At 55.7% G+C, this 22419-nt stretch carries 21 protein-coding genes; 3 read left to right on the top strand and 18 right to left on the bottom strand.

What is annotated here, in order from left to right:
* Positions 1-108: 108 nt before the first annotated feature.
* The 8 genes from fabF to yceD all read right to left on the bottom strand — a co-directional run bounded on the left by fabF (position 109) and on the right by yceD (position 6312).
* Positions 109-1350 carry a beta-ketoacyl-ACP synthase II gene (fabF, locus tag ACNQ0T_RS08285; RefSeq protein ID WP_022647740.1) on the bottom strand — a complete coding sequence of 414 codons (1242 nt, stop codon included), beginning with the start codon at positions 1348-1350 and terminating at the stop codon, positions 109-111.
* Positions 1351-1441: 91 nt separating this feature from the next.
* Entirely contained in the window at positions 1442-1678 is a 237-nt protein-coding gene (gene acpP, locus ACNQ0T_RS08280; RefSeq protein WP_003857954.1) for an acyl carrier protein, read from the bottom strand.
* A gap of 154 nt (positions 1679-1832) precedes the next feature.
* A complete protein-coding gene (fabG, locus tag ACNQ0T_RS08275; RefSeq protein WP_022647739.1) occupies positions 1833-2567 on the bottom strand; it encodes a 3-oxoacyl-ACP reductase FabG in 735 nt (244 codons plus the stop codon).
* 12 nt (positions 2568-2579) lie between these two features.
* A complete protein-coding gene (gene fabD, locus ACNQ0T_RS08270) occupies positions 2580-3509 on the bottom strand; it encodes an ACP S-malonyltransferase (protein WP_022647738.1) in 930 nt (309 codons plus the stop codon).
* A 15-nt stretch (positions 3510-3524) separates the two neighbouring features.
* Positions 3525-4478 carry a beta-ketoacyl-ACP synthase III gene (locus ACNQ0T_RS08265; protein ID WP_003857960.1) on the bottom strand — a complete coding sequence of 318 codons (954 nt, stop codon included), beginning with the start codon at positions 4476-4478 and terminating at the stop codon, positions 3525-3527.
* Positions 4479-4484: 6 nt separating this feature from the next.
* Positions 4485-5519: a phosphate acyltransferase PlsX gene (gene plsX, locus ACNQ0T_RS08260; protein ID WP_152811225.1), complete on the bottom strand. Its 1035-nt coding sequence runs from the start codon at positions 5517-5519 to the stop codon at positions 4485-4487.
* Positions 5520-5600: 81 nt separating this feature from the next.
* The gene (gene rpmF, locus ACNQ0T_RS08255) at positions 5601-5774 is read right to left on the bottom strand and encodes a 50S ribosomal protein L32 (RefSeq protein ID WP_003857964.1); all 174 of its coding nucleotides are present in this window, start codon (positions 5772-5774) and stop codon (positions 5601-5603) included.
* Between the two features lie 16 nt (positions 5775-5790).
* A complete protein-coding gene (yceD, locus tag ACNQ0T_RS08250; RefSeq protein WP_003857966.1) occupies positions 5791-6312 on the bottom strand; it encodes a 23S rRNA accumulation protein YceD in 522 nt (173 codons plus the stop codon).
* 140 nt (positions 6313-6452) lie between these two features.
* On the opposite strand from yceD, the gene ACNQ0T_RS08245 reads away from it, so the two are divergent.
* Complete coding sequence (locus tag ACNQ0T_RS08245; RefSeq protein WP_032624478.1) at positions 6453-7037, top strand: Maf family protein; 585 nt, start codon at positions 6453-6455, stop codon at positions 7035-7037.
* A 79-nt stretch (positions 7038-7116) separates the two neighbouring features.
* On the opposite strand, the gene rluC is transcribed toward ACNQ0T_RS08245, so the two are convergent.
* Positions 7117-8064: a 23S rRNA pseudouridine(955/2504/2580) synthase RluC gene (gene rluC / locus ACNQ0T_RS08240; protein ID WP_003857970.1), complete on the bottom strand. Its 948-nt coding sequence runs from the start codon at positions 8062-8064 to the stop codon at positions 7117-7119.
* Between the two features lie 570 nt (positions 8065-8634).
* On the opposite strand from rluC, the gene rne reads away from it, so the two are divergent.
* On the top strand, positions 8635-11742 hold the full coding sequence (gene rne, locus ACNQ0T_RS08235) for a ribonuclease E (RefSeq protein ID WP_048966504.1): 3108 nt from the start codon (positions 8635-8637) through the stop codon (positions 11740-11742).
* Positions 11743-11782: 40 nt separating this feature from the next.
* Here rne and ACNQ0T_RS08230 read toward each other — a convergent pair whose 3' ends face one another.
* Complete coding sequence (locus ACNQ0T_RS08230) at positions 11783-12721, bottom strand: LysR family transcriptional regulator (protein ID WP_023299793.1); 939 nt, start codon at positions 12719-12721, stop codon at positions 11783-11785.
* A 109-nt stretch (positions 12722-12830) separates the two neighbouring features.
* On the opposite strand from ACNQ0T_RS08230, the gene ACNQ0T_RS08225 reads away from it, so the two are divergent.
* Positions 12831-14042 (top strand): MFS transporter, encoded by a 1212-nt coding sequence (locus tag ACNQ0T_RS08225; RefSeq protein ID WP_063163641.1) that lies wholly within the window; start codon positions 12831-12833, stop codon positions 14040-14042.
* Between the two features lie 75 nt (positions 14043-14117).
* Here the strand turns inward: ACNQ0T_RS08225 and flgL are convergent, their stop codons facing one another.
* The 8 genes from flgL to flgE all read right to left on the bottom strand — a co-directional run bounded on the left by flgL (position 14118) and on the right by flgE (position 22402).
* A complete protein-coding gene (gene flgL / locus ACNQ0T_RS08220; protein ID WP_032624480.1) occupies positions 14118-15071 on the bottom strand; it encodes a flagellar hook-associated protein FlgL in 954 nt (317 codons plus the stop codon).
* 16 nt (positions 15072-15087) lie between these two features.
* Positions 15088-16728: a flagellar hook-associated protein FlgK gene (flgK, locus tag ACNQ0T_RS08215; protein WP_038415826.1), complete on the bottom strand. Its 1641-nt coding sequence runs from the start codon at positions 16726-16728 to the stop codon at positions 15088-15090.
* Positions 16729-16803: 75 nt separating this feature from the next.
* Positions 16804-17757: a flagellar assembly peptidoglycan hydrolase FlgJ gene (flgJ, locus tag ACNQ0T_RS08210; protein ID WP_063147631.1), complete on the bottom strand. Its 954-nt coding sequence runs from the start codon at positions 17755-17757 to the stop codon at positions 16804-16806.
* Positions 17758-18855 (bottom strand): flagellar basal body P-ring protein FlgI, encoded by a 1098-nt coding sequence (locus ACNQ0T_RS08205; protein ID WP_022647728.1) that lies wholly within the window; start codon positions 18853-18855, stop codon positions 17758-17760.
* Between the two features lie 12 nt (positions 18856-18867).
* Positions 18868-19566, bottom strand: a complete 699-nt coding sequence (gene flgH / locus ACNQ0T_RS08200; RefSeq protein ID WP_023299788.1) for a flagellar basal body L-ring protein FlgH — start codon at positions 19564-19566, stop codon at positions 18868-18870.
* Between the two features lie 57 nt (positions 19567-19623).
* Positions 19624-20406: a flagellar basal-body rod protein FlgG gene (flgG, locus tag ACNQ0T_RS08195; RefSeq protein WP_000625853.1), complete on the bottom strand. Its 783-nt coding sequence runs from the start codon at positions 20404-20406 to the stop codon at positions 19624-19626.
* An 11-nt stretch (positions 20407-20417) separates the two neighbouring features.
* Positions 20418-21173, bottom strand: a complete 756-nt coding sequence (locus ACNQ0T_RS08190; protein WP_022647727.1) for a flagellar basal body rod protein FlgF — start codon at positions 21171-21173, stop codon at positions 20418-20420.
* 20 nt (positions 21174-21193) lie between these two features.
* Positions 21194-22402, bottom strand: a complete 1209-nt coding sequence (gene flgE, locus ACNQ0T_RS08185) for a flagellar hook protein FlgE (RefSeq protein ID WP_045622627.1) — start codon at positions 22400-22402, stop codon at positions 21194-21196.
* Positions 22403-22419: the final 17 nt, after the last annotated feature.

Here is a 22419-nt window from a genome sequence, read left to right as displayed (position 1 = left end):
TGCATGGAGGCTCAGTCTGGCAGGATGTGGTTAGCCGGACAAGGGGATATCACCTAATAAAAAAGGCCCGGCAAGCGGACCTTTATTATCGTCAGCGACTAACCAGACTCAGACCTTTTTGAAGATCAGAGAACCGTTAGTCCCACCGAAGCCGAAGGAGTTACACAGGGTGTACTCCATACCGCTAACCTGGCGCGCTTCGTGGGGAACGAAGTCCAGATCGCAACCTTCATCTGGATTATCCAGGTTGATGGTTGGCGGTACAGCCTGATCGCGCAGCGCGAGAATAGAGTAGATTGATTCTACTGCACCCGCCGCACCCAGGAGGTGACCGGTCATGGATTTCGTGGAGCTCACCAGTACACGGCTGGCAGATTCGCCGAAGATAGACTTAACCGCCTGCGCTTCTGCTTTATCGCCCGCAGGGGTAGATGTCCCGTGCGCGTTAACGTAGCCAATCTGTGCCGGCGTAATGCCCGCATCACGGATGGCGTTTTCCATCGCCAGAGCAGCACCTGCGCCGTTCTCTGGAGGAGACGTCATGTGGTAAGCATCGCTGCTCATGCCAAAGCCAACAACTTCAGCATAAATTTTCGCGCCACGTTTTTTCGCGTGTTCGTACTCTTCCAGTACGATCATGCCTGCACCGTCACCCAGCACGAAACCATCACGGTCTTTATCCCACGGACGGCTCGCCGCCTGAGGATTATCGTTTCGGGTAGAGAGCGCACGCGCTGCACCGAAGCCACCGACGCCCAGCGGGGTACTGGCTTTTTCAGCACCGCCCGCAACCATAGCATCTGCATCGCCGTACGCGATGATACGCGCGGCCTGGCCGATGTTATGCACGCCAGACGTACAGGCTGTCGCGATTGAGATGCTTGGGCCACGCAGGCCGAACATAATGGTCAGGTGACCTGCCACCATGTTTACAATCGTAGACGGAACGAAGAACGGGCTGATTTTACGCGGGCCGCCATTCACCAGAGATGTATGGTTTTCCTCGATCAGGCCAAGACCGCCAATCCCGGAGCCGATAGCAGCGCCGATACGGGTAGCGTTCTCTTCCGTAATCTCAAGGCCAGAATCCTGCATGGCCTGAACGCCAGCGACAATTCCATATTGAATGAAGGCATCCATCTTGCGCTGTTCTTTGCGCGAGATGATCTCTTCACAGTTAAAATCCTTTACTAAGCCAGCAAATTTCGTTGCATAGGCGCTAGTATCGAAATGGTCGATTAGGCTGATGCCGCTCTGACCGGCAAGGAGAGCTTTCCAGGTGGACTCTACGGTATTGCCGACAGGAGACAACATGCCAAGTCCGGTCACAACTACACGACGCTTAGACACGTTTGTCCTCCAGGGAGGGATAAAAAAAGAGATTCGTGGGACTACAAAAGATAAAACTCAGGCGGTCGAATGACCGCCTGGAGATGTTCACTTACGCCTGGTGACCGTTGATGTAATCAATGGCAGCCTGAACGGTGGTGATTTTCTCAGCTTCTTCGTCCGGAATCTCAGTATCAAACTCTTCTTCCAGAGCCATTACCAGCTCAACGGTGTCAAGAGAATCTGCGCCCAGGTCTTCAACAAAGGAAGCGGAGTTCACAACTTCTTCCTGCTTAACGCCCAGCTGTTCGCCGATAATTTTCTTAACGCGTTCTTCGATAGTGCTCATACTCTTAAATTTCCTATCAAAACTCGCTTTCGCGATGGTTTTCGTAGTGTATAAAATGTTGAAAAATTTGCAACTAAATCCCGGCAGGTCTTACCACGATTTTACGTTATTTTGAGGCCATTTGCCCAAATAACGCAAATATTTTCGATCGTGATTAAACCATGTACATCCCGCCGTTGACGTGGAGGGTTTCACCAGTGATGTAACCCGCTTCGTCAGAGGCTAAAAATGCAACCGCGCTGGCGATTTCTTTAGGGTCGCCAAGACGACCCGCTGGAACTGCCGCCAGCGTACCCGCACGCTGATCATCGGTCAGCGCACGCGTCATGTCCGTTTCAATAAAGCCCGGAGCAACAACGTTTACAGTAATTCCGCGGGACGCGACTTCGCGCGCCAGCGACTTACTGAAACCGATCAGACCTGCTTTCGCCGCAGCGTAGTTAGCCTGACCAGCATTTCCCATGGTACCAACCACAGAACCTACAGTGATAATACGTCCATGACGCTTTTTCATCATAGCGCGCATTACCGCTTTTGACAGACGGAATACCGATGACAGGTTGGTTTCGATAATATCGTTCCACTCATCATCTTTCATTCGCATCAACAGGTTGTCGCGAGTGATCCCGGCATTATTGACCAGAATATCCACTTCGCCAAACTCTGCGCGAATATTTTCCAGAACAGATTCGATAGATGCTGGTTCAGTCACATTCAGTACCAGACCTTTGCCGTTCGCACCCAGATACTCGCTGATGGCCTGTGCGCCATTCTCGCTGGTCGCAGTCCCGATCACCGTCGCGCCGCGCGCAACCAGTGTTTCAGCAATAGCACGCCCGATACCGCGGCTTGCGCCGGTCACCAGGGCAATTTTTCCTTCAAAACTCATGGTATTCCTCTTTTATTGCGAGAGTGCCGCTTTCATTGCTTCCGGCTCGTTAATCGCCGAGGCAGTCAGGGTGTCTACAATACGTTTTGTCAGACCGGTAAGTACCTTACCTGGACCGACTTCATACAGATGTTCAACGCCCTGAGACGCCATAAATTCAACGGTTTTGGTCCACTGAACTGGGCTGTAGAGCTGGCGAACCAGCGCGTTACGGATAGCCTCCGGCGCGGTTTCGCACTTCACATCGACGTTATTCACAACGGAAATCGTCGGTGCGTTAAAGGTCATTTTTTCCAGCTCAACCGCCAGTTTATCGGCAGCGGGCTTCATCAGCGCACAGTGAGACGGCACGCTCACCGGCAGCGGCAGTGCACGTTTTGCACCCGCAGCTTTACAGGCAGCGCCTGCACGCTCAACCGCTTCTTTATGACCCGCGATAACTACCTGGCCTGGCGAGTTAAAGTTTACCGGAGAAACGACCTGACCTTCAGCAGATTCTTCACAGGCTTTAGCAATAGAAGCATCATCCAGACCGATGATGGCAGACATGCCGCCCGTGCCTTCTGGCACCGCTTCCTGCATAAACTTACCACGCAATTCAACCAGACGGACCGCGTCAGCGAAGGCAATCACCCCTGCGCAGACCAGCGCAGAGTATTCACCCAGGCTATGACCCGCCATCAGCGCCGGCGTTTTGCCGCCCTGCTGCTGCCATACGCGCCACAATGCGACGGAGGCTGCCAACAGTGCCGGTTGAGTCTGCCAGGTTTTGTTCAGCTCTTCAGCTGGGCCCTGCTGGGTCAGCGCCCACAGATCATAACCCAGCGCGTCAGAAGCTTCACGGAAAGTCTCTTCAATAACCGGATAGTTTGCTGCCATTTCAGACAACATCCCAACAGTTTGTGAGCCCTGTCCCGGGAACACAAAAGCAAATTGCGTCATTTTTTAATCCTTATCCTAGAAACGAACCAGCGCGGAACCCCAGGTGAACCCGCCACCAAAGGCTTCAAGCAAGACCAGTTGGCCCCGTTTAATTCGTCCATCGCGTACCGCTTCGTCAAATGCGCACGGTACCGATGCCGCAGAGGTGTTGCCGTGGCGATCAAGCGTCACCACAACGTTATCCATAGACATGCCCAACTTCTTCGCCGTCGCGCTGATAATACGCAGGTTAGCCTGATGCGGTACCAGCCAGTCGAGTGCGGCGCGATCCAGATTGTTCGCTTCCAGCGTCTCATCAACAATGTGAGCGAGTTCGGTCACGGCCACCTTGAACACTTCATTACCCGCCATTGTCAGGTAAATCGAACTGTCCGGATTAACGCGATCGGCGTTAGGCAGCGTTAACAGCTCGCCGTAGCGACCGTCAGCGTGCAGGTGCGTGGAGATGATGCCTGGTTCTTCGGACTGCCCCAGCAGCACCGCGCCCGCGCCATCGCCAAAAATAATGATTGTGCCGCGATCGGTTGGATCGCAGGTACGCGCCAGCACATCAGCACCGATCACCAACGCATATTTTACGGCACCCGATTTAACATACTGATCGGCGATGCTCAGCGCATAGGTGAAACCCGCGCACGCCGCTGCAACATCAAATGCCGGGCAGCCTTTGATGCCGAGCATGTTCTGCACCTGGCACGCTGCGCTTGGGAAGGCATGCGTGGCAGATGTTGTCGCCACCACAATAAGCCCGATCTGTTCTTTATCAATGCCAGCCATCTCAAGCGCTCGCTGAGCGGCTTCGTAGCCCATGGTGGACACAGTTTCGTCTGGCGCGGCGATACGACGTTCACGGATACCTGTGCGCGTGACAATCCACTCGTCAGACGTATCTACCATTTTTTCAAGATCGGCGTTGGTACGCACTTGTTTTGGCAGGTAGCTGCCGGTACCTAAAATCTTCGTATACATGTACGCTCAGTCACTTTTAGCTAATACAGATCCCAGGCGAGCGGCAATCCTCTGAGGGACTTGTCGCTGCACCGCCTGCACTGCCTGTTCAATCGCGACGGTAAATGCTCGCTGATTGGCGGCGCCATGACTCTTAATCACGATGCCGCGCAATCCTAACAGACAGGCGCCATTATACTGGTCGGGGTTGAGGTGACTGAATCGCCGCGTCAGGCTTTTTTGTAACCAACGCTTTAATAAAATCAGCCACCAGGACCTTTTTTTACCTTCTCCCTGCGATTTCAGCAGAGAAAGGAACATTCGTACGACCCCTTCCATGGTCTTCAACGTCACGTTTCCGGTGAAGCCATCACACACTAATACATCCGTTTTGCCCGTCAGCAACTCATTGGCTTCGAGATAACCAATATAGTTGATGGAGGGAACCTGTTTGAGTATTTCCGCAGCGTCGCGGATACTGTCCAGGCCTTTGGTCTCTTCTTCACCAATATTCAATAACGCAACGCGGGGATTGGTAATCCCGACCACGTCTTCTGCCAGCACCGACCCCATCACGGCAAACTGAGCCAGCATTGTACTATCACAATCTACGTTAGCGCCCAGATCGAGCACCACCGTTTTGCCCTTCTGCTGATGCGGTAACACCGTCACCAGCGCCGGACGCTCAATGCCCTCAATCGGCTTGAGCAATAATTTCGACAGCCCCATCAGCGCGCCAGTATTTCCCGCGCTGACGCAAGCCTGCGCTCGCCCTTCTTTCACCAGCTCCAGCGCCATTCGCATAGAGCTGCCGCGGCTATTACGAATAGCCTGCGATGGCCGGGCATCACTGGCAATAACTGACTGCGCAGGAATAATCTGCAGACGCGAACGTTGTTCAAAGTCAGCTTTTGCAAGTAATGGCGTGATTGTGTCGGGATTACCGACTAATAGAAGTGTGAGTTGCGAATTAGAATTCAGTGCCTGCAATGCTGCAGGCACTGTCACGGTAGGGCCAAAATCTCCCCCCATGACATCTAACGCCAGGGTTAGACGTGTCAAGGTATCGTCGCAGCCTGGTTCGGTAAACTCCCCGTTTTCACGGGGAAGTTCCTCACTAAGCCTAATCACGCTGACGCGTGATTACTTAGTGATAACCTTGCGGCCGCGGTAGAAACCGTCAGCGGTGATGTGGTGACGCAGGTGTTTCTCACCAGAAGTCTTGTCTACAGACAGGCTGGTAACTGCGGTCAGCGCGTCATGGGAACGACGCATGCCACGTTTGGAACGGGTTGGTTTATTCTGTTGTACGGCCATGGACCTTACTCCTCAATTACTTACGCTTTAAGCTGGCTAATACGGCAAATGGATTTGGTTTTTGCGCTTCATCAGGCAGTTCCCCAAAGACCATGTCCGCCTCGGACACTTCACAGTGTTCAGAATCATGCACCGGAACGACTGGCAGGGAGAGGATGACTTCATCTTCAACCAGCGCCAGAAGATCGATTTCACCGAATTCGTTAACCTCAATCGGTTCATACGCTTCCGGGAGTGCTTCAGCCTGTTCGTCAGAACGAACCGGACTGAAACAATACGTTGTGTGAACATGCTGTACAAACGGTTTCCCGCAGCGCTGACATTCGAGCGTTACCGTCACCTTTGCATCACCGGTTAAAACGGCGAGGCGCTGGTTGTCGATAGCGAACGACATGGAGCACTCTACATCACTGTCCACACTGACTACAGATTCGGCAATACGCTCAGCCTGATCGGAAGAATAGATTCCTTCGTAATCGAGGCGTTTTTGAGCCGTACGAACCGGATCAAGAGTCAGGGGTAATTTTACCTTTTGCATAGGGCGCGCATATTAACTTTGTAACGTCATAGAGTCAAAGAAAAAGGCAACCAGAGCTGCCTTTTGCCAATTATTCGCACACATTGCGGCCTGTAGTTTAAAATGGCTGGCATCGATACGCTATATCTGGTGATAAAAATATGCCAAATCTCGTCCTTGCTTCCACTTCACCTTATCGCCGAATGCTGCTGGAAAAGCTCGGGATCCCGTTTGAATGCGCCGCGCCGGAGGTGGATGAAACGCCACAGCCGGGCGAGTCACCGCGTCATCTGGTGACCCGTCTCGCGAAAGAGAAAGCACAGTCGCTGGCCGTACGTTACCCCGCTCATCTGATTATAGGCTCCGATCAGGTTTGTGTGCTGGGCGGCGAAATCACCGGTAAACCGCATACGGAAGAAAACGCCTGCCAGCAGCTTTTGCGTGCGCGAGGCAGTATCGTGACCTTTTATACCGGCCTGGCGCTTTATAATTCCGCCTCCGGTCATCTGCAAACCGAGTGCGAGCCATTTGATGTGCACTTCCGTCATCTCAGTGAGGAGGAGATTATGGATTACGTGCGTCGGGAACGTCCTCTGAACTGCGCAGGGAGTTTCAAAAGTGAAGGACTGGGAATTGCACTGTTCGACAAGCTGGACGGGCGGGATCCCAACACGCTGGTGGGGTTGCCGCTGATTGCGCTGTGCCAGATGTTAAGGCGAGAAGAGTGTAATCCGCTGACGATGTGATTTTTGCCCAGCGGCGCTTCGCTTGCATGGGCCTACGGATTTCGTAGGCCGGGTAAGCGCAGCGCCACCCGGCACATAATCAACCGCGCAGAACTTTCAGGCAGCGTTTCAACTGCTCATCCAGCGGCGCTTCAATACGGATAACTTCACCGGTATTAGGATGGGTAAACTTCAGCGCTGCCGCATGCAGGAACAGACGCGACAGCCCCGTACCCGCCAACTGCTTATCAAACTCGCGATCGCCATAGCGATCGTCGAACGCAATCGGATGGCCTGCAAACTGGGTATGGACGCGAATCTGGTGAGTACGCCCCGTCACCGGACTACAGCGCACCAGCGTGGCGAATTCGTAGCGCTCTTCTACTTTAAATCGCGTCTCAGACGGTTTCCCTTCCTGATTTACACGAACAATGCGCTCACCGCTTTGCAGAATATTTTTCAGCAGCGGCGCCTGCACCACTTTCACGTGGGACTGCCACTGGCCGCGCACCAGCGCCAGATAATCTTTCTGCATCCCTTTTTCGCGCAGCTGTTCATGCAGGGAACGCAGTGCAGAACGTTTTTTCGCCACCAGCAGCACGCCTGAGGTATCACGGTCAAGACGGTGAACCAGTTCGAGGAAACGCGCTTCCGGGCGCAGCGCACGTAAACCTTCGATCACGCCGAAGCTCAGACCGCTCCCCCCGTGTACCGCCGTTCCGGACGGTTTATTCAGCACCAGAATGTGGTCGTCCTCATAAAGGATAACGTCGCTCAGGGCCGCGACTTTTTGCAGCTTCGGAGAAACGACCTCTTCTTCACGCTCTGCAACACGTACCGGTGGAATGCGGACTTCATCGCCCGCCTCGAGCTTGTACTCGGGCTTCACACGTTTTTTGTTCACCCGCACCTCACCCTTACGCAAGATGCGATAAATCATACTTTTTGGCACACCCTTCAATTGGGTGCGCAAAAAATTATCGATACGTTGCCCCGCCTCGTCGTCGGCGATGGCAACCATTTTTACGGCTGGAGTCTCTGTTTTCATGGTTGGCGATTCTAAATAGCGTCTGACATTAGCGCCACTCATTTTTCTATGCTTATATTTACTTTTATCCGGACCACTCCCCTTTCGCGCAATCGATTTGGTGGTTATTAAACCAATCACCCCGTTGAAGTGAAGAAACTGTGAGTAACCGGGTGATAATTGGTAAAAGTCATCTTGCTATAACCCGGCGAGCAGTGGAATAATGAATCCGTTTTCCGCGTTAAATCCGGGTTTTGTAAGGATGTCGACGGAATGACCAATTTTGTCTGACCGATCATCCACGCAGCAATGGCGTAAGACGTATTGATCTTTCAGGCAGTTAGCGGGCTGCGGGTTGCAGTACTTCCCGGTATAAGGATTGTTCTCTGGAGAGTTTTCCCAGGCAATTCCCCTGATAATTGCGCTGTGTTTCCCTATGAAATACAGGCAACCGACACTCTGCGCCTCTTAAGCGAGCGACAACCGTGAGGTTGGCGACGTGAATAGACACGAGGCCATCGGTTCATACCCCGGAAAGCGTCACCTTGCCCGCAGCTTTGTCGTCAATGTAAGAATAACGAGTAAGTTACGATGAAAAGAATGTTAATCAACGCAACTCAGCAAGAAGAGTTGCGTGTCGCCCTTGTGGATGGGCAGCGCCTGTACGATCTGGATATCGAAAGTCCTGGACACGAACAGAAAAAAGCGAACATTTACAAAGGCAAAATCACCCGCATTGAACCAAGCCTTGAAGCTGCATTTGTCGATTACGGTGCTGAGCGTCACGGTTTCCTTCCTCTCAAAGAAATCGCCCGCGAATATTTTCCTGCAAACTACAACTCCCATGGCCGTCCGAACATCAAAGATGTTCTGCGTGAAGGTCAGGAAGTTATCGTCCAGATCGATAAAGAAGAGCGTGGCAACAAAGGCGCCGCGCTGACCACCTTTATCAGTCTGGCAGGAAGCTATCTGGTATTGATGCCAAACAACCCGCGTGCGGGTGGCATCTCTCGCCGTATCGAAGGCGATGACCGTACCGAGCTGAAAGAAGCACTGGCAAGTCTTGAACTGCCAGACGGCATGGGCCTTATCGTGCGCACCGCAGGCGTTGGCAAATCTGCCGAAGCGTTGCAGTGGGACCTGAGCTTCCGCCTGAAACACTGGGAAGCCATCAAGAAAGCGGCAGAAAGCCGTGCTGCGCCGTTCCTGATCCACCAGGAAAGCAACGTCATCGTGCGTGCCTTCCGTGATTATCTGCGTCAGGACATCGGTGAAATTCTGATTGATAACCCGAAAGTGCTTGAGCTGGCTCGCCAGCACATCGCCGCACTGGGTCGCCCGGATTTCACCAGCAAAATTAAACTGTACACCGGTGAAATCCCGCTGTTCAGCCATTATCAGATTGAATCCCAGATCGAGTCTGCCTTCCAGCGTGAAGTGCGTCTGCCGTCCGGCGGTTCTATCGTTATCGATACCACCGAAGCGTTGACCGCCATCGACATCAACTCCGCGCGAGCAACCCGCGGCGGCGACATCGAAGAGACCGCCTTCAACACCAACCTTGAAGCCGCTGATGAAATCGCCCGCCAGCTCCGCCTGCGCGACCTGGGTGGTCTGATCGTTATCGACTTCATCGACATGACCCCGGTTCGCCACCAGCGTGCGGTTGAAAACCGTCTGCGTGAAGCGGTGCGCCAGGATCGCGCGCGTATCCAGATCAGCCATATTTCTCGCTTTGGCCTGCTGGAGATGTCCCGTCAGCGCCTCAGCCCGTCTCTGGGTGAGTCCAGCCATCACGTCTGCCCGCGCTGTTCCGGTACAGGTACCGTTCGTGACAATGAATCTCTCTCCCTCTCTATTCTGCGTCTGATTGAAGAAGAAGCGCTGAAAGAGAACACCAAAGAGGTTCACGCTATTGTTCCAGTGCCGATTGCCTCCTACCTGCTGAACGAAAAACGTGCAGCGGTGAGCGCAATCGAAGCGCGTCAGGGCGGCGTTCGCTGCATCATCGTGCCAAACGACGAGATGCAAACCCCGCACTATCACGTGCTGCGCGTGCGCAAAGGCGAAGAGACAAGCACCCTCAGCTACCTGCTGCCGAAGCTGCATGAAGAAGAAATGGCGCTGCCGTCTGATGAAGAGCCTGCCGAGCGTAAACTGCCTGAGCAGCCAGCTTTAGCGACCTTCATCATGCCGGAAGCACCGCCAGAAGCGACGCTGGAAAAACCAGCGGAAAAACCTGCTGTGCAGAAAGTGGCTCCTGCCGCGCCAAAAGCGCAGCCTGAGCAGCCTGGTCTCCTGAGCCGCATCATCGGTGCGCTGAAAAAAATGTTTGCCGCCGAAGAAGTTCAGCCTGAGGAGCCGAAAGAAGCGCCAAAAGAAGCGAAACCAGAGCGTCAGCAGGACCGTCGTAAGCGTCAGAACAACCGTCGCGACCGCAACGACCGTGGCGATCGTAATGAGCGCCGTGATAATCGTTCCGATAACAACGAAGGCCGTGAACAGCGCGAGGACAACCGTCGCAACCGTCGCGAGAAGCAACAGCAGAACGTTGAAGATCGTGAGATTCGCCAGCAGGCGGGCGATGAGTCCGAGAAGAGCAAACAGCGTGACGAGCAGCAGCCTCGCCGCGAGCGTAACCGTCGTCGTAACGATGACAAACGCCAGGCTCAGCAGGAAGTCAAAAACCTGAATCGCGAAGCGCCTGTAGAACAGCAGGACACTGAGCAGGAAGAGCGTACTCAGGTTATGCCGCGTCGTAAGCAGCGCCAGCTGACCCAGAAAGTACGTGTGGGTGTTGTTCAGGCCGAAGAAAACGACGTTATCGCGGTTGAAGCGGTTGAAAGCACAACGGGTACTCAGGTTGCGAAAGTTGACCTGCCAGCCGTAGTGGAAAATCAGGTTGAGCAGGACGAAAGCAGCGAAAACCGTGATAACGCAGGTATGCCGCGTCGCTCCCGCCGTTCTCCACGCCATCTGCGCGTGAGCGGTCAGCGTCGCCGTCGTTATCGTGACGAGCGTTACCCGACCCAGTCTCCAATGCCAATAACCGTGGCGTGCGCGTCACCTGAGATGGCATCCGGTAAAGTCTGGATCCGTTATCCGGTTGCACGTCCGGAGCAGGCTGTTGAAGAACAGGCTGTTACCGAAGAGGTGATTGCACCGGTCGTCGCGGTGGAAGACGTCGTGACTGAAGCGGCAACCGTGGTCGAACCGCAGGTTGTTGAAACAGCGCCGCCGCAGGCTGTGGAAGTGGAAACGACCCATCCTGAAGTGATTGCTGCGCCGGTTGATGCCGCACCGCAGATCATTGCCGAAGAAGATACCGTGGTGGCTGAAGAAGTCGCGGAAGACGCTAAGCCTGTATCCGCAGCAGAAGAGCCCGCAGACGTTGCCGTCGAAACGGTGACGGAAGAGGTTGTTCAGGACGTCGAGATTCAGGTTGAACCTGTTGTCGAAGAGGTCAAAGCGCCTGAAGTGAAATCTGAGCCGGTTGAGATCGTTGAAGCTGTAGCGCCTGCTCACATTGCTACCGCGCCAATGACTCGTGCCCCGGCACCTGAGTACGTGCCTGAAGCACCACGCCATAGTGACTGGGTTCGTCCGGAATTCAACTTCGAAGGTAAAGGTGCTGCCGGTGGTCACAGTGCGACGCACATGGCTACTGCCCCAGCTACTCGTCCTCAGCCTGTTGAATAACGCACGCTAAGACTGAAAGCCGACCTTCGGGTCGGCTTTTTTATGGCTGTTGCAGCGGCTTTCTCATACCGGTGACCTCCGGCATTATCTGCCGCATCAGCTCCAGAAAACGCCGCAAGCGCGCCGGATAATAGCGTGACCAGGGATAAACCAGATGTACCGGTAGCGCTGCTGGCTGCCACTCTGGCAGTAAATGCACCAGTCGCCCTTCCCGAATATCATCCTGTACCGTCCAGCTGGATACCACCGCCACGCCTAGCCCGGTGAGTGCCGTATTGCGCGCTACATACAGGCTGTCGGTACTCAGGCGTGGCGTAATGGTAACTCTCGCCGGGGTGGGTGTTGCCTCGTGGAAGAGCTCCACATGGCGTTGATAAAAAGAGCTGATGGCAATCCAGGGGAGATGTTGCAGATCGTCCGGCGTGTTAACCGCGGGAAAACGGGCAAGGAGTGCCGGTGACGCTACCACCGAGCGCGGCACTTCAGCCAGTAGCACAGACACGGTTGCCGGATCGACTTCCACGCCCACCCGAATAGCACAGTCAAGGTTGTCGCCGAGGAAATCAACCGAGCGATCGTTAAGCATCCATTCGATTGAGAGTAGCGGATAGCGCTGCAAAAATTCGGTTAACGGTTTTAGTAGCTGATCCTGGCCAAACGCGTGAGGGGCGCGCACCCTCAGCACCCCGACCGGTTCATCTTCCGTCTGCCCCACCTCGTCTTCCAGCGCCAGCCAGCTGTCAATCACCCGTCTGGCATGCTGATAGCAGCGTTCACCGTCATCGGTCAGCCGTGTCGTATGGGTTGTGCGCAGCATCAGGCGCACGCCCAGCATGGTTTCAAGCGACTGCAACCGTCGGCTCACCGTGGCCTGGGTTGTTGCCAGCTGACGTGCCGCCGCAGAAAGGGACCCCGCCTCCACAATGCGAACAAAGGTTCGCATCAGTTCTACACGATCTATACGCTCAGTCCGTTTCATATCATTTGCACCTATACGCTACACGTATAAGCGTTTTACCACCGCGCCCGCTACCGTCGCAAGGCGTACTGATAAAAAATAGCCGCACACGACGAATGAGGAACATCTTATGAACACAACTGCCACCCGGGCCATAAGCCGCTGGGTAATCTTAATGCTGGCGCTCGGTGCGGGCTTCAGCGTGGCATCCATCTATTATGCCCAGCCTCTGCTGCCGCTGATGGGCTCAGACCTGCACCTGAGCATCGAAGGCATGGGCATGGTCCCGACACTCACCCAGGCGGGTTATGCCTTAGGTATCCTGTTTCTGCTCCCGCTCGGCGATCGTTATGACCGCAGAACGTTGATCCTGATAAAAAGTGCAGCTCTGGCGCTGTTCCTGCTGGGTTGTAGCCTGACCGGACAACTGCACTCCCTGCTGCTCACCAGCCTGCTGATTGGCATGGCCGCCACCATGGCGCAGGATATTGTCCCGGCCGCAGCGATCCTCGCGCCGGAAGGCAAACAGGGAAAAACGGTCGGCACGGTGATGACCGGCCTGCTGCTGGGGATTTTGCTCTCCAGAACCGTGAGCGGCGTGGTGGGTGAAGCCTTTGGCTGGCGAGTGATGTATCAGCTGGCCGCCGCAAGCATTGCCTTTATCGGCGTGGTGATGTGGGCCGTACTTCCCCGCTTCGCCGTTCATTCCACGCTGAGCTACCCGGCACTGATGCGCTCCATGGAACACCTCTGGCGTCGCTACCCGGCGCTGCGTCGGGCTGCGCTGGCTCAGGGTTTTCTGTCGATTGCTTTTAGTGCGTTCTGGTCGACGCTGGCGGTCATGCTGCTGGAACGGTATCACCTTGGCAGCGCCGTGGCGGGTGGGTTTGGTATTGCCGGAGCCGCAGGCGCGCTGGCCGCACCGCTGGCAGGCGGTCTGGCCGATAAGCTGGGCGCCGGTAAAGTGACCCAACTGGGTGCCGCGCTGGTGACCCTCTCGTTTGCCCTGATGTTCCTGATGCCAGCCCTGGGTGTACACGGCCAGTTGCTCCTGATTGCCCTCTCCGCGGTCGGTTTCGATCTCGGTTTGCAGTCCAGCCTCGTGGCGCACCAGAACCTGGTCTACAGCCTTGAGCCGCAGGCCCGTGGGCGCCTTAACGCCCTGCTGTTTACCGTCATTTTCATCGGAATGGCGCTGGGTTCGGCATTAGGCAGCAATATCTATACGCTGGCAGGCTGGACGGGCGTGGTAGCACTGGCAACCCTGTGTGGTGCCATTGCGCTGGCTATCAGAGTGATTGAAAGCGCCCGGGTAGTGTCCGCTCAGGCAGAAAGTGTGTAAAAAAAATGCCCAACCCGGACGGGTTGGGCAGTCAAAACATGCCCAGTTTCAAGACATGTCAAACAGGTCAGAGTCTTATCTGTTCATCTGGAACAAAGACATACCCTGCATATCGCTAAAGGCTTTATACGAGGCTTGCAACGCCGCCTGCTGCATGGTGTAGGACGAAATCACCGAGTTCCAGTCTACGTCAACCAGGTTACTCATCTGCTGGGTCTGACCCAGCGCGCGGTCTTCACCCAGAGCGTCCAGCTTGCCCAGCTCGTCCAGCTTGATGCCGAGATCGGCGCGCACGGTCAGCACGTTGTTGAGGGAGTTGCTCAGGCCACGGTTGGCTTTATCAATAGCCGCCGTAAATGCTTCAGCCTTCGTTTCGTCATCGCCAATCGGCTTATTCAGCGCTTCAATTGCGGAGTCGAGGATCTTGAACAAATTCGTTTCCGGCGTACTACCATCTGGCTCTGGCTTCGCATTGCTGGTGAAGCTATCGAAAACTTCAGTGCCCGTATGGCTGATTTGCATCGTGCGCGCAGAGTCAACCTGCTGGCTGATTGGCGTTCCGCCGCCCTTATAATCACCCGTAGCCTGGTCGAAAGCCGCCGCTTCGGTTTTGTAACCGGAAAAAATATAGCGACCGTTACCGTCCGTGCTGTTAGCCAGGTTCATGAGCTGATCGCGAATACCTTGCAGGTTCGTTGCCAGCGAAGCGCGGTCATCGTCACTTAACGTACCGTTGCCCGCATTGACAATCTTTTCCTGAGCAGCCTGGATAGCGGTTGTCACTTGCGATAACACGTTTTCTTCCAGCGAGACTTTCGTCGTAGCGAAGGAGCGCGCCAGCGCATACTGGCTATTTTGCGTTTGGGCCTGAGAGAGCACAACGGCCTGCGAAGCGGCAATCGGATCGTCAGACGGACGGTTGATACGCTTCCCCGTAGACATCTGCTCGCCGTAGCTGAGCCAGAGGCTTTGGGAGTTCGTCACGCCGCGCATGCTTTGCTCATACATCATTTGAGTACTAATACGCATTTTTTATGCCTCAGCCTTAGCGGATATTGATCAATGCATCAAACAGCGTGCTCGCCGTTTGCAGCACCTGCGCATTCGCCAGATAGTACTGCTGATAGCGTTGCAGGTTGCCATACTCTTCATCCAGGTTAACCCCGGAGATTGACTGCTGTTGTTTGGTCAGCTGCGTAACAACGTTAACTTTGGTTTCGCTGCTGGTTTTCAGCGACGCCGTGGTGCTGCCCACCGTACTGACCAGCGCGGCATAAGCATCGTTAAAGGTTTTGTTCCCCCCCACCAGCTTGGCGCTCTGCAAATCCAGCAGCTTTTGGCCATTGGTATTGTCGCTTTCGCCGCTTCCTTGCGCGGAGGCCATCGCCAGTTTGGATTCGTCGCTGATCGCAACGTCCATATTCACGATAACGTCATTCACCGGCTTCACGATAAAGCTGTCTTTATTATTGGCCGAGCCGCTAATGTTGACGTTGAGGCCATCAAACGAAAGATTACCGCTGGTATCCGGCATAGCCGTGAAGCTGGTGTTGTCTGACAGACGGGTGATGGTCCAGTCAGTACCGTTATACTCAACTTTGTAGTTTGTCGCCTGGACCTTGGTACTGTCCGTCATCGTTGCCGTCACGGACGCGCTTCCGGTGTTCTTACCGTTACTCAGCACTGCCGGGGAGCCAAAATCAAACAACTTGCCGCCTGCGTCCCCGTTGGCATCAAAGCCCGCCTGGTGCTGGGTATTCATGGCATCCGCAAACGCCAGCGCCATCTGGTTAAGCGTATTTCGCGCCTGATCCAGATCCTGAGAACGGAACGTTAACAGCCCCCCAAGCGACCCCGTGGTGATCTGTTTTTCTGAGATCTCCACGTTGCCTGCTGCGGCATCCACATACGCAATCGTTGTACGTGCAGGGTCCGCGCTGGATTTCACCGCAGCCAGCTGGCTGGCGTTGCTGCCCTGTACCAGGGTGTAGCCGTTGGCGATAGAGATGTTGTAGGTGCCGCTGTCCTGTACGGTCACGTCCACACCGACAATTTTGTTCAGTTCGCTCACCAGCTGATCGCGCTGATCGAGCAGTTCGTTCGGGGATGCGCCCGCCCCTACGCCAGTCAGCCGGGAAATCTGATCGTTAAGGTTGGCAATCTGCTTCGCATAGTTATTGATCTGATCGACGCTGGTAGAAATCGCCGTATTGACCTGCGCATCCTGATCGCGGAGATATTGATCGTTAGTTTTGAACTGGTTTACCAGACCATCTGCCTTCCCGAGTACCGTCTGGCGTGCAGCCGGATCTTCTGCGTTACTCACCAGCGTTTGCAGGCTTTTAAAGAAATCCTGGAGGTTGGCAGAAAGCGAGTTCGTGGTATCCGACAGCACGTCGTCAATTTTCGACATCTGCTGGTAGCGCGTGGTCAGGCCGCTGCTCTGGTTCTGCGCCGCGCGCAGCTGGTTGGTAATAAATGCATCATATTCACGCTGAACGCCGGAGACATAGACCCCGTTACCCACCCAGCCGCCGCCGGTCAGGGTGCTGTTTGATGCGCCCAGAATGGTAGTCTGGCGGGTATAACCTGCCACGTTGTAGCTTGAAATATTATTACTGACGGTATTGAGTGCCGACTGCGCAGCACTGAGGCCACTCATGGCGCTGTTAATCAAACTGGACATGGGGGTTCCTTTTATACGTTCAGACACGAGTCCTGATGAAGGTTATCGGCAACCTCCACCGGGACTTGAGAACTTTCAGAACAGATTTTCGAGATCTGTGCTATACGCTTTGCTGACCTTCTCAGACATGGATTTCAGCTGTTGGATCATGCTGGTCAGCTTGCGTGCATAGTTTGGATCGGTCGCGTAGCCGGCATTCTGCAATGCCTGAGCGCCCTGCTCTGGCGTGGTGGCCTGGGTCACGGCGGTGTAGCGCGGATTCCGGCTCAACAGCCCGACATAATCCGACAACGCTTCCAGATACGAGCTGTAGACGCGGAATTTGGCTTTCACCTTCACTGCCGCACCGTTCTCATATTCGGTGGTGGTAATTTCCGTGGTCGGCCCCTTCCAGCTGGAGGTGGCCTTCACGCCAAAGATGTTGAAGCTCGGCTCGCCGTTCTCCCTGCGGATCTGACGTTGCCCCCAGCCCGACTCCAGCGCCGCCTGCGCCAGAATCAGATGGTGTGGCACGCCGCTTTCTTCACTGGCAAGACGCGCCGGCAGGGAGAGCTGCGCCAGGAAGTCTTTGCTGTCGCCGGAGAGCGGCTCGTCACGCGTTTCTGCCGGCTTTGGCATTGCCTTACGCACCATCTGGGTCAGCGCCTGATTTTGATAACTGGTCACCTTTTCCAGATCAAACTTCAGCGGCACCTGCGGCGGAGCCTCTTCAGGTGGCAGCCCCTGAGCGGCTGCGGTCTGTTTCACAATCATGTCCGCCAGGCCGAGCCCCTTTCCGGCGGTCATTTGCTGGGCAATCTGCTGATCGTACATGCTGGTGTAAAGCCGTGTGGAATCGCTGCTGAACATGCCATCTTTCGGCAGGGTTTCACGCATGCTTTTCAACATCATCTGCACGAACATGCCTTCCACCTGACGGGCAACCGGGCGGATATTCGCCGCCGGATCCTTGCCCGCTTTGGTTTTCAGCTCGTTGAGCGACTGGGCATCCCAGGCGGCACTGGTCAACAGTTTGCTATCGGTCAGCATTTAGATGATTTCCAGTTTAGCGCGCAGGCAGCCTGCACTTTGCATGGATTGCAGAATGGACATCAGATCCATTGGCGTTGCACCCAGCGCGTTCAGGGCACGCACCACGCTGTTCAGGTTGGCGCTGGAGCGCACGCTCTGCAACGATCCGCCGCTCTGTCGTAAATCTATCTGCGTTTGCGGGGTCACTACCGTCTGACCGCCACCAAACGGGGTATCCGGCTGGCTGACGTTGGCCGAGCGGTTAACCGTGACGGAGAGATTGCCCTGCGCCACGGCGCAGCTGTCCAGCGTCACTTCGCGGTTCATCACCACCGATCCGGTACGGGAGTTGATAATGACTTTTGCATCCTGCACCGACACGTTCACTTCCATATTCTGGATATCGGCCAGCATCCGCACCTGGTTGCTGCTACCGGTTGACGTGCGGATCTGCACGGTGCGGGCATCCAGCGCGGTGGCGCTGCCGTAACCCCGGCTGCGGTTGATGGTGTCAGCAATCTGCTGCGCCATCGTGAAGTCTTCGTTATTCAGTTGCAGGTTAATGGTGTTGCCGGTGCCGAACTGGGTCGGCAGCTCACGTTCGATGATCGCGCCGTTGGTAATACGTCCCCCGTTCAGCTGGTTCACCTGCACGCTGCTGCCGCCCGCCGACGCACCTGCCCCGCCAACCAGAATGTTGCCCTGCGCCAGAGCATACACCTGGCTGTCGACGCCTTTCAGCGGCGTCATCAACAACGTACCGCCGCGCAGGCTTTTGGCGTTACCCATCGACGAGACAACCACGTCGATGGTTTGCCCCTGACGCGCAAAGGCCGGATAAGACGCGGTCACCATCACCGCCGCCACGTTTTTCAGCTGCATGTTGGTCCCCGCCGGTACGGTAATACCGAGCTGAGAGAGCATGTTGTTCAGGCTCTGGGTGGTGAACGGCGTCTGGGTCGTCTGGTCACCCGTCCCATCCAGCCCCACCACCAGGCCGTAGCCAATCAGGGAGTTTTCGCGCACGCCCTGCACGCTGGTGAGATCGCGAATGCGATCGGCCTGCGCAACGGTAGCGACCAGCGACAGCGCCACGGCGAAGAGAAATTTATACATAGGTCACCTCGCTTACATCGGCGATAAGTTAAGGAAGAAGCGTTGCAGCCAGCCCATATTTTGCGCTTCGTTGATGTAGCCGTTGCCGACGTACTCAATGCGCGCATCCGCCACCTGTGTGGACGGTACGGTGTTGGTGCCGCTGATAGTGCGAGGGTTAACCACACCGGAGAAGCGAATGAATTCCGTACCCTGGTTAATGGCGATCTGTTTTTCGCCCACCACGTGCAGGTTGCCGTTCACCAGAACCTGGTCAACCGTTACCGTCAGCGTTCCGCTGAAGGTATTGCTGGCGTTCGCGCCACCTTTACCGTTAAAGGTGTTGCCGCCGGAGGCTTCCACATCCGCACGGGCGTTGCCGAACAGCCCTTGCAGATAGCGCGGTACGGTGTCGAAGCCAAAATTGGTTTTGCCGTCGCGGCTGGCGTTCGCCGACGAGCTCTTGCTCGCGCTGACGTTTTCCTGCAACACAATGGTCAGCGTATCGCCGACGTTACGCGGACGACGGTCTTCAAACAGCGGCTGATAACCGTAGTTAATCGGCTGCGCGGTCTGGAAAATAGAGCCGTTCACCACCGGCGAGGGGCCGGGAACGGGTTGGGCGGTAGTCGCACCCTGTACCAATGGTTTAGACGGGATCCAGGCACACCCGCTGAGGGTGACAGCCAGAACAGTCAGGATCGGATAACGAAACGCCGCGTTTTTTTGCATTGCCTTCATCTTCGAAAACAGGGAGCCGGTGCGACGTTTACCGCACCGGGCTACACCTTAGAGTTGCGTCAGTTTTTGCAGCATCTGGTCGGTCGTCGACACTGCTTTACTGTTAATTTCATAGGCGCGCTGGACCTGGATCATATTCACCAGCTCTTCCGCCACGTTAACGTTCGAGGTTTCCACATACCCCTGGTACAGCAGCCCCGCACCGTTCAGGCCGGGGGTACTTTCATTTGGCGTGCCGGAAGACTGCGTTTCGGTGTAGAGGTTCTCACCGATGCTTTCCAGTCCGGTATCGTTCATGAAGGTCGTCAGGTTGAGCTGACCAACCTGGACCGGCGCGGCCTGACCTTGCTGAGTGACGCTGACGATACCGTCACGGCCAATGGTGATGCTCAGCGCGTTCGCCGGGATGGTGATCGCAGGCTGAACCTGGAAGCCGCCCGCCGTCACCAGCTGACCATTTTGATCCACCTGGAACGAACCATCGCGAGTATAGGCGGAGGTCCCGTCAGGCAGTTGCACCTGGAAGAAACCCTGACCTTTGATGGCAACGTCTTTGCTGTTGTTGGTCTGGGACAAGTTGCCCTGGCTGTGCAGACGCTCGGTGGCGACCGGGCGTACGCCGGTACCAATTTGCAGACCGGACGGCAGCGTGGTTTGCTCAGAAGACTGCGCCCCTGGCTGACGAATCGTTTGATAAAGCAAATCTTCGAAAACCGCACGCTGGCGCTTGAAACCATTGGTGCTGACGTTTGCCAGGTTGTTGGCAATTACATCCATATTGGTTTGCTGTGCGTCCAGACCGGTTTTCGCGATCCATAAAGAACTGATCATAGGGAGTCCTGTTAACTCATAGCCAGAAGTTGGTTAGCCTTGCCTGCGTTTTCATCGACGCTGCTGATGATTTTCATCTGCATTTCGAAGCGGCGGGCGCTGGCGATCATGTCGGTCATGGCTTCGACCGGTTTGACGTTACTGCCTTCCAGCACGCCGGACATCACGCGGATGGTCGGGTCGGCCTGTAACGTGGCGCCACGCGTGGCCTGCGCCGCCTGGGTCAGACGGAACATCCCGTCATCACCACGCTGCACTTCGTTGCCTTCCGCTTTCACCAGCTTCAGACGACCGACAGGCGCAACGGTGTTCGCCGGGTCGCCCGGATTCAACGCCGAGATCGTCCCGTCTGCCGCAATGGTCAGCTCTGACCCTTCCGGCACCGTCAGCGGACCGGCTTCGCCCATCACCGGATGCCCCTGAATCGTCAACTGTCCGGTGGCGCTCACCTGAATGTTACCGTTGCGGGTATACCCTTCTGCGCCGTCAGCCGTTTGCACCGCCAGCCAGCCGTCCTGCTGAAGGGCAACGTCCAGCGGACGCGCGGTGTAATCCATCTGGCCTGGCGTCATGTCGGCGCCCGGCGTGGAGGCGGTGACCAGCGTACGCGTGGGCAATGACAGCCCTTCTACCGGCACCGCACGCAGTGCGTTGAGCTGTGCACGAAAACCAGGCGTGGAGGCGTTCGCCAGGTTGCTGGCGGTAACAGCCTGCTGATTGAGCGTCTGGCTTGCAGCCCCCATCGCTGTATATATTGCGTGATCCATTGCGCTTTCCCGTCAGCCGCTTAACGCAGGTTAACCAGCGTGTTGAGGATCTGATCCTGGGTTTTGATGGTCTGCGCGTTGGACTGGTAGTTACGTTGCGCGACAATCATGTTCACCAGCTCTTTACTCAGATCGACGTTGGAGGCTTCAAGCGCGCCGTTGGTCAGCGTGCCGAAGTTACCGGAACCCGCGGTACCCAGCAGGGCAACACCGGAAGACTGCGTGGCGGACCAGACGTTATCTCCTTCGGACTTCAGGCCTTCGTTGTTGGCAAAGTTTGCCAGCACGATCTGGCCCAGCACCTGGGTCTGTTCGTTGGAGTAGTTACCGACAACGGTGCCGTCATCGTTGATCTGGTAGCTCACCAGATCGCCCGGCTTATAACCGTTCTGGCTCGTCGCCACGATGTTGTTCGCACCGGTGTTCTGCTGCATGGAGTTCGCGAAACTCATTTTGAAGGTTGCCGCCGTTGCACCAGTGATCTCCCCGGTCTCGATATCGACTTCCCCACCGCCGGTCAACACACCGCTCTCATTAAAGACCAATGTGGTTGCCAGTTTCGCTGCATCTCCCGCTACGCTGCCGTCCTGTGAATACACCTTCCAGGAGTTAGCTGGAGTAGCGTCTTTGACATAGAACAGGTTCATGTTGTGCGCATTACCCTGGCTGTCAAACACCGTCACGGTGCCTTTCTTGTTGTAAGAGTCAGGGTTGGCCGGGTCGAATGCGACGGTTGGCGCGGTATCGGTGGAGTTCAGGTTGATCTGCTGAGAGGCCGTGGTGGTGGACTTCGCCGCCATCAGCGTCGTTGGGATGGTGATCGCCTGCGGATTCGCACCGGTTTGCACCGTCGGCGGCGTGCCGGCAACCGGATAACCGGTTAACTGTAGCCCCTGCATGTTCACCAGGTTACGGTTTTCATCCAGCTTGAATTGGCCATTGCGGCTGTAGAACACGGAACCGTTGGCATCCACCATACGGAAGAAACCGTTCTGGCTGATGGCGACATCCAGACCACGACCGGTGTTGGTGGTCGTCCCGTCGGTGAAGTCCTGGGTGATACCCGCAACCTTCACGCCCAGGCCCACTTTAGAGCCTGCAAACATATCTGCAAAAGATGCAGAACCGGATTTAAAACCATAGGTCGCGGAGTTGGCGATGTTGTTGCCAATGACGTCCAGGTTGGTGGCCGCAGCATTCAGGCCGCTGACCGCTTGAGAAAAGGCCATGACTTACTCCTGATAAG

The sequence above is a fragment of the Enterobacter cloacae complex sp.6700776 genome (assembly GCF_048284255.1).
Taxonomy (GTDB): domain Bacteria; phylum Pseudomonadota; class Gammaproteobacteria; order Enterobacterales; family Enterobacteriaceae; genus Enterobacter; species Enterobacter intestinihominis.
Note: the sequence above shows the minus strand (reverse complement) of the source record. Positions and strands in the feature narration are given on the sequence as shown.

Bases quoted from the DNA above. Each gene is read 5' to 3' on its own strand.
- acpP (WP_003857954.1), bottom strand. From the start codon at position 1,678: ATGAGCACTATCGAAGAACGCGTTAAGAAAATTATCGGCGAACAGCTG.
- fabG (WP_022647739.1), bottom strand. From the start codon at position 2,567: ATGAGTTTTGAAGGAAAAATTGCCCTGGTGACCGGCGCAAGCCGCGGT.
- fabD (WP_022647738.1), bottom strand. From the start codon at position 3,509: ATGACGCAATTTGCTTTTGTGTTCCCGGGACAGGGCTCACAAACTGTT.
- ACNQ0T_RS08265 (WP_003857960.1), bottom strand. From the start codon at position 4,478: ATGTATACGAAGATTTTAGGTACCGGCAGCTACCTGCCAAAACAAGTG.
- rpmF (WP_003857964.1), bottom strand. From the start codon at position 5,774: ATGGCCGTACAACAGAATAAACCAACCCGTTCCAAACGTGGCATGCGT.
- yceD (WP_003857966.1), bottom strand. From the start codon at position 6,312: ATGCAAAAGGTAAAATTACCCCTGACTCTTGATCCGGTTCGTACGGCT.
- ACNQ0T_RS08245 (WP_032624478.1), top strand. From the start codon at position 6,453: ATGCCAAATCTCGTCCTTGCTTCCACTTCACCTTATCGCCGAATGCTG.
- rluC (WP_003857970.1), bottom strand. From the start codon at position 8,064: ATGAAAACAGAGACTCCAGCCGTAAAAATGGTTGCCATCGCCGACGAC.
- rne (WP_048966504.1), top strand. From the start codon at position 8,635: ATGAAAAGAATGTTAATCAACGCAACTCAGCAAGAAGAGTTGCGTGTC.
- ACNQ0T_RS08230 (WP_023299793.1), bottom strand. From the start codon at position 12,721: ATGAAACGGACTGAGCGTATAGATCGTGTAGAACTGATGCGAACCTTT.
- ACNQ0T_RS08225 (WP_063163641.1), top strand. From the start codon at position 12,831: ATGAACACAACTGCCACCCGGGCCATAAGCCGCTGGGTAATCTTAATG.
- flgL (WP_032624480.1), bottom strand. From the start codon at position 15,071: ATGCGTATTAGTACTCAAATGATGTATGAGCAAAGCATGCGCGGCGTG.
- flgK (WP_038415826.1), bottom strand. From the start codon at position 16,728: ATGTCCAGTTTGATTAACAGCGCCATGAGTGGCCTCAGTGCTGCGCAG.
- flgJ (WP_063147631.1), bottom strand. From the start codon at position 17,757: ATGCTGACCGATAGCAAACTGTTGACCAGTGCCGCCTGGGATGCCCAG.
- ACNQ0T_RS08205 (WP_022647728.1), bottom strand. From the start codon at position 18,855: ATGTATAAATTTCTCTTCGCCGTGGCGCTGTCGCTGGTCGCTACCGTT.
- flgH (WP_023299788.1), bottom strand. From the start codon at position 19,566: ATGCAAAAAAACGCGGCGTTTCGTTATCCGATCCTGACTGTTCTGGCT.
- flgG (WP_000625853.1), bottom strand. From the start codon at position 20,406: ATGATCAGTTCTTTATGGATCGCGAAAACCGGTCTGGACGCACAGCAA.
- ACNQ0T_RS08190 (WP_022647727.1), bottom strand. From the start codon at position 21,173: ATGGATCACGCAATATATACAGCGATGGGGGCTGCAAGCCAGACGCTC.
- flgE (WP_045622627.1), bottom strand. From the start codon at position 22,402: ATGGCCTTTTCTCAAGCGGTCAGCGGCCTGAATGCTGCGGCCACCAAC.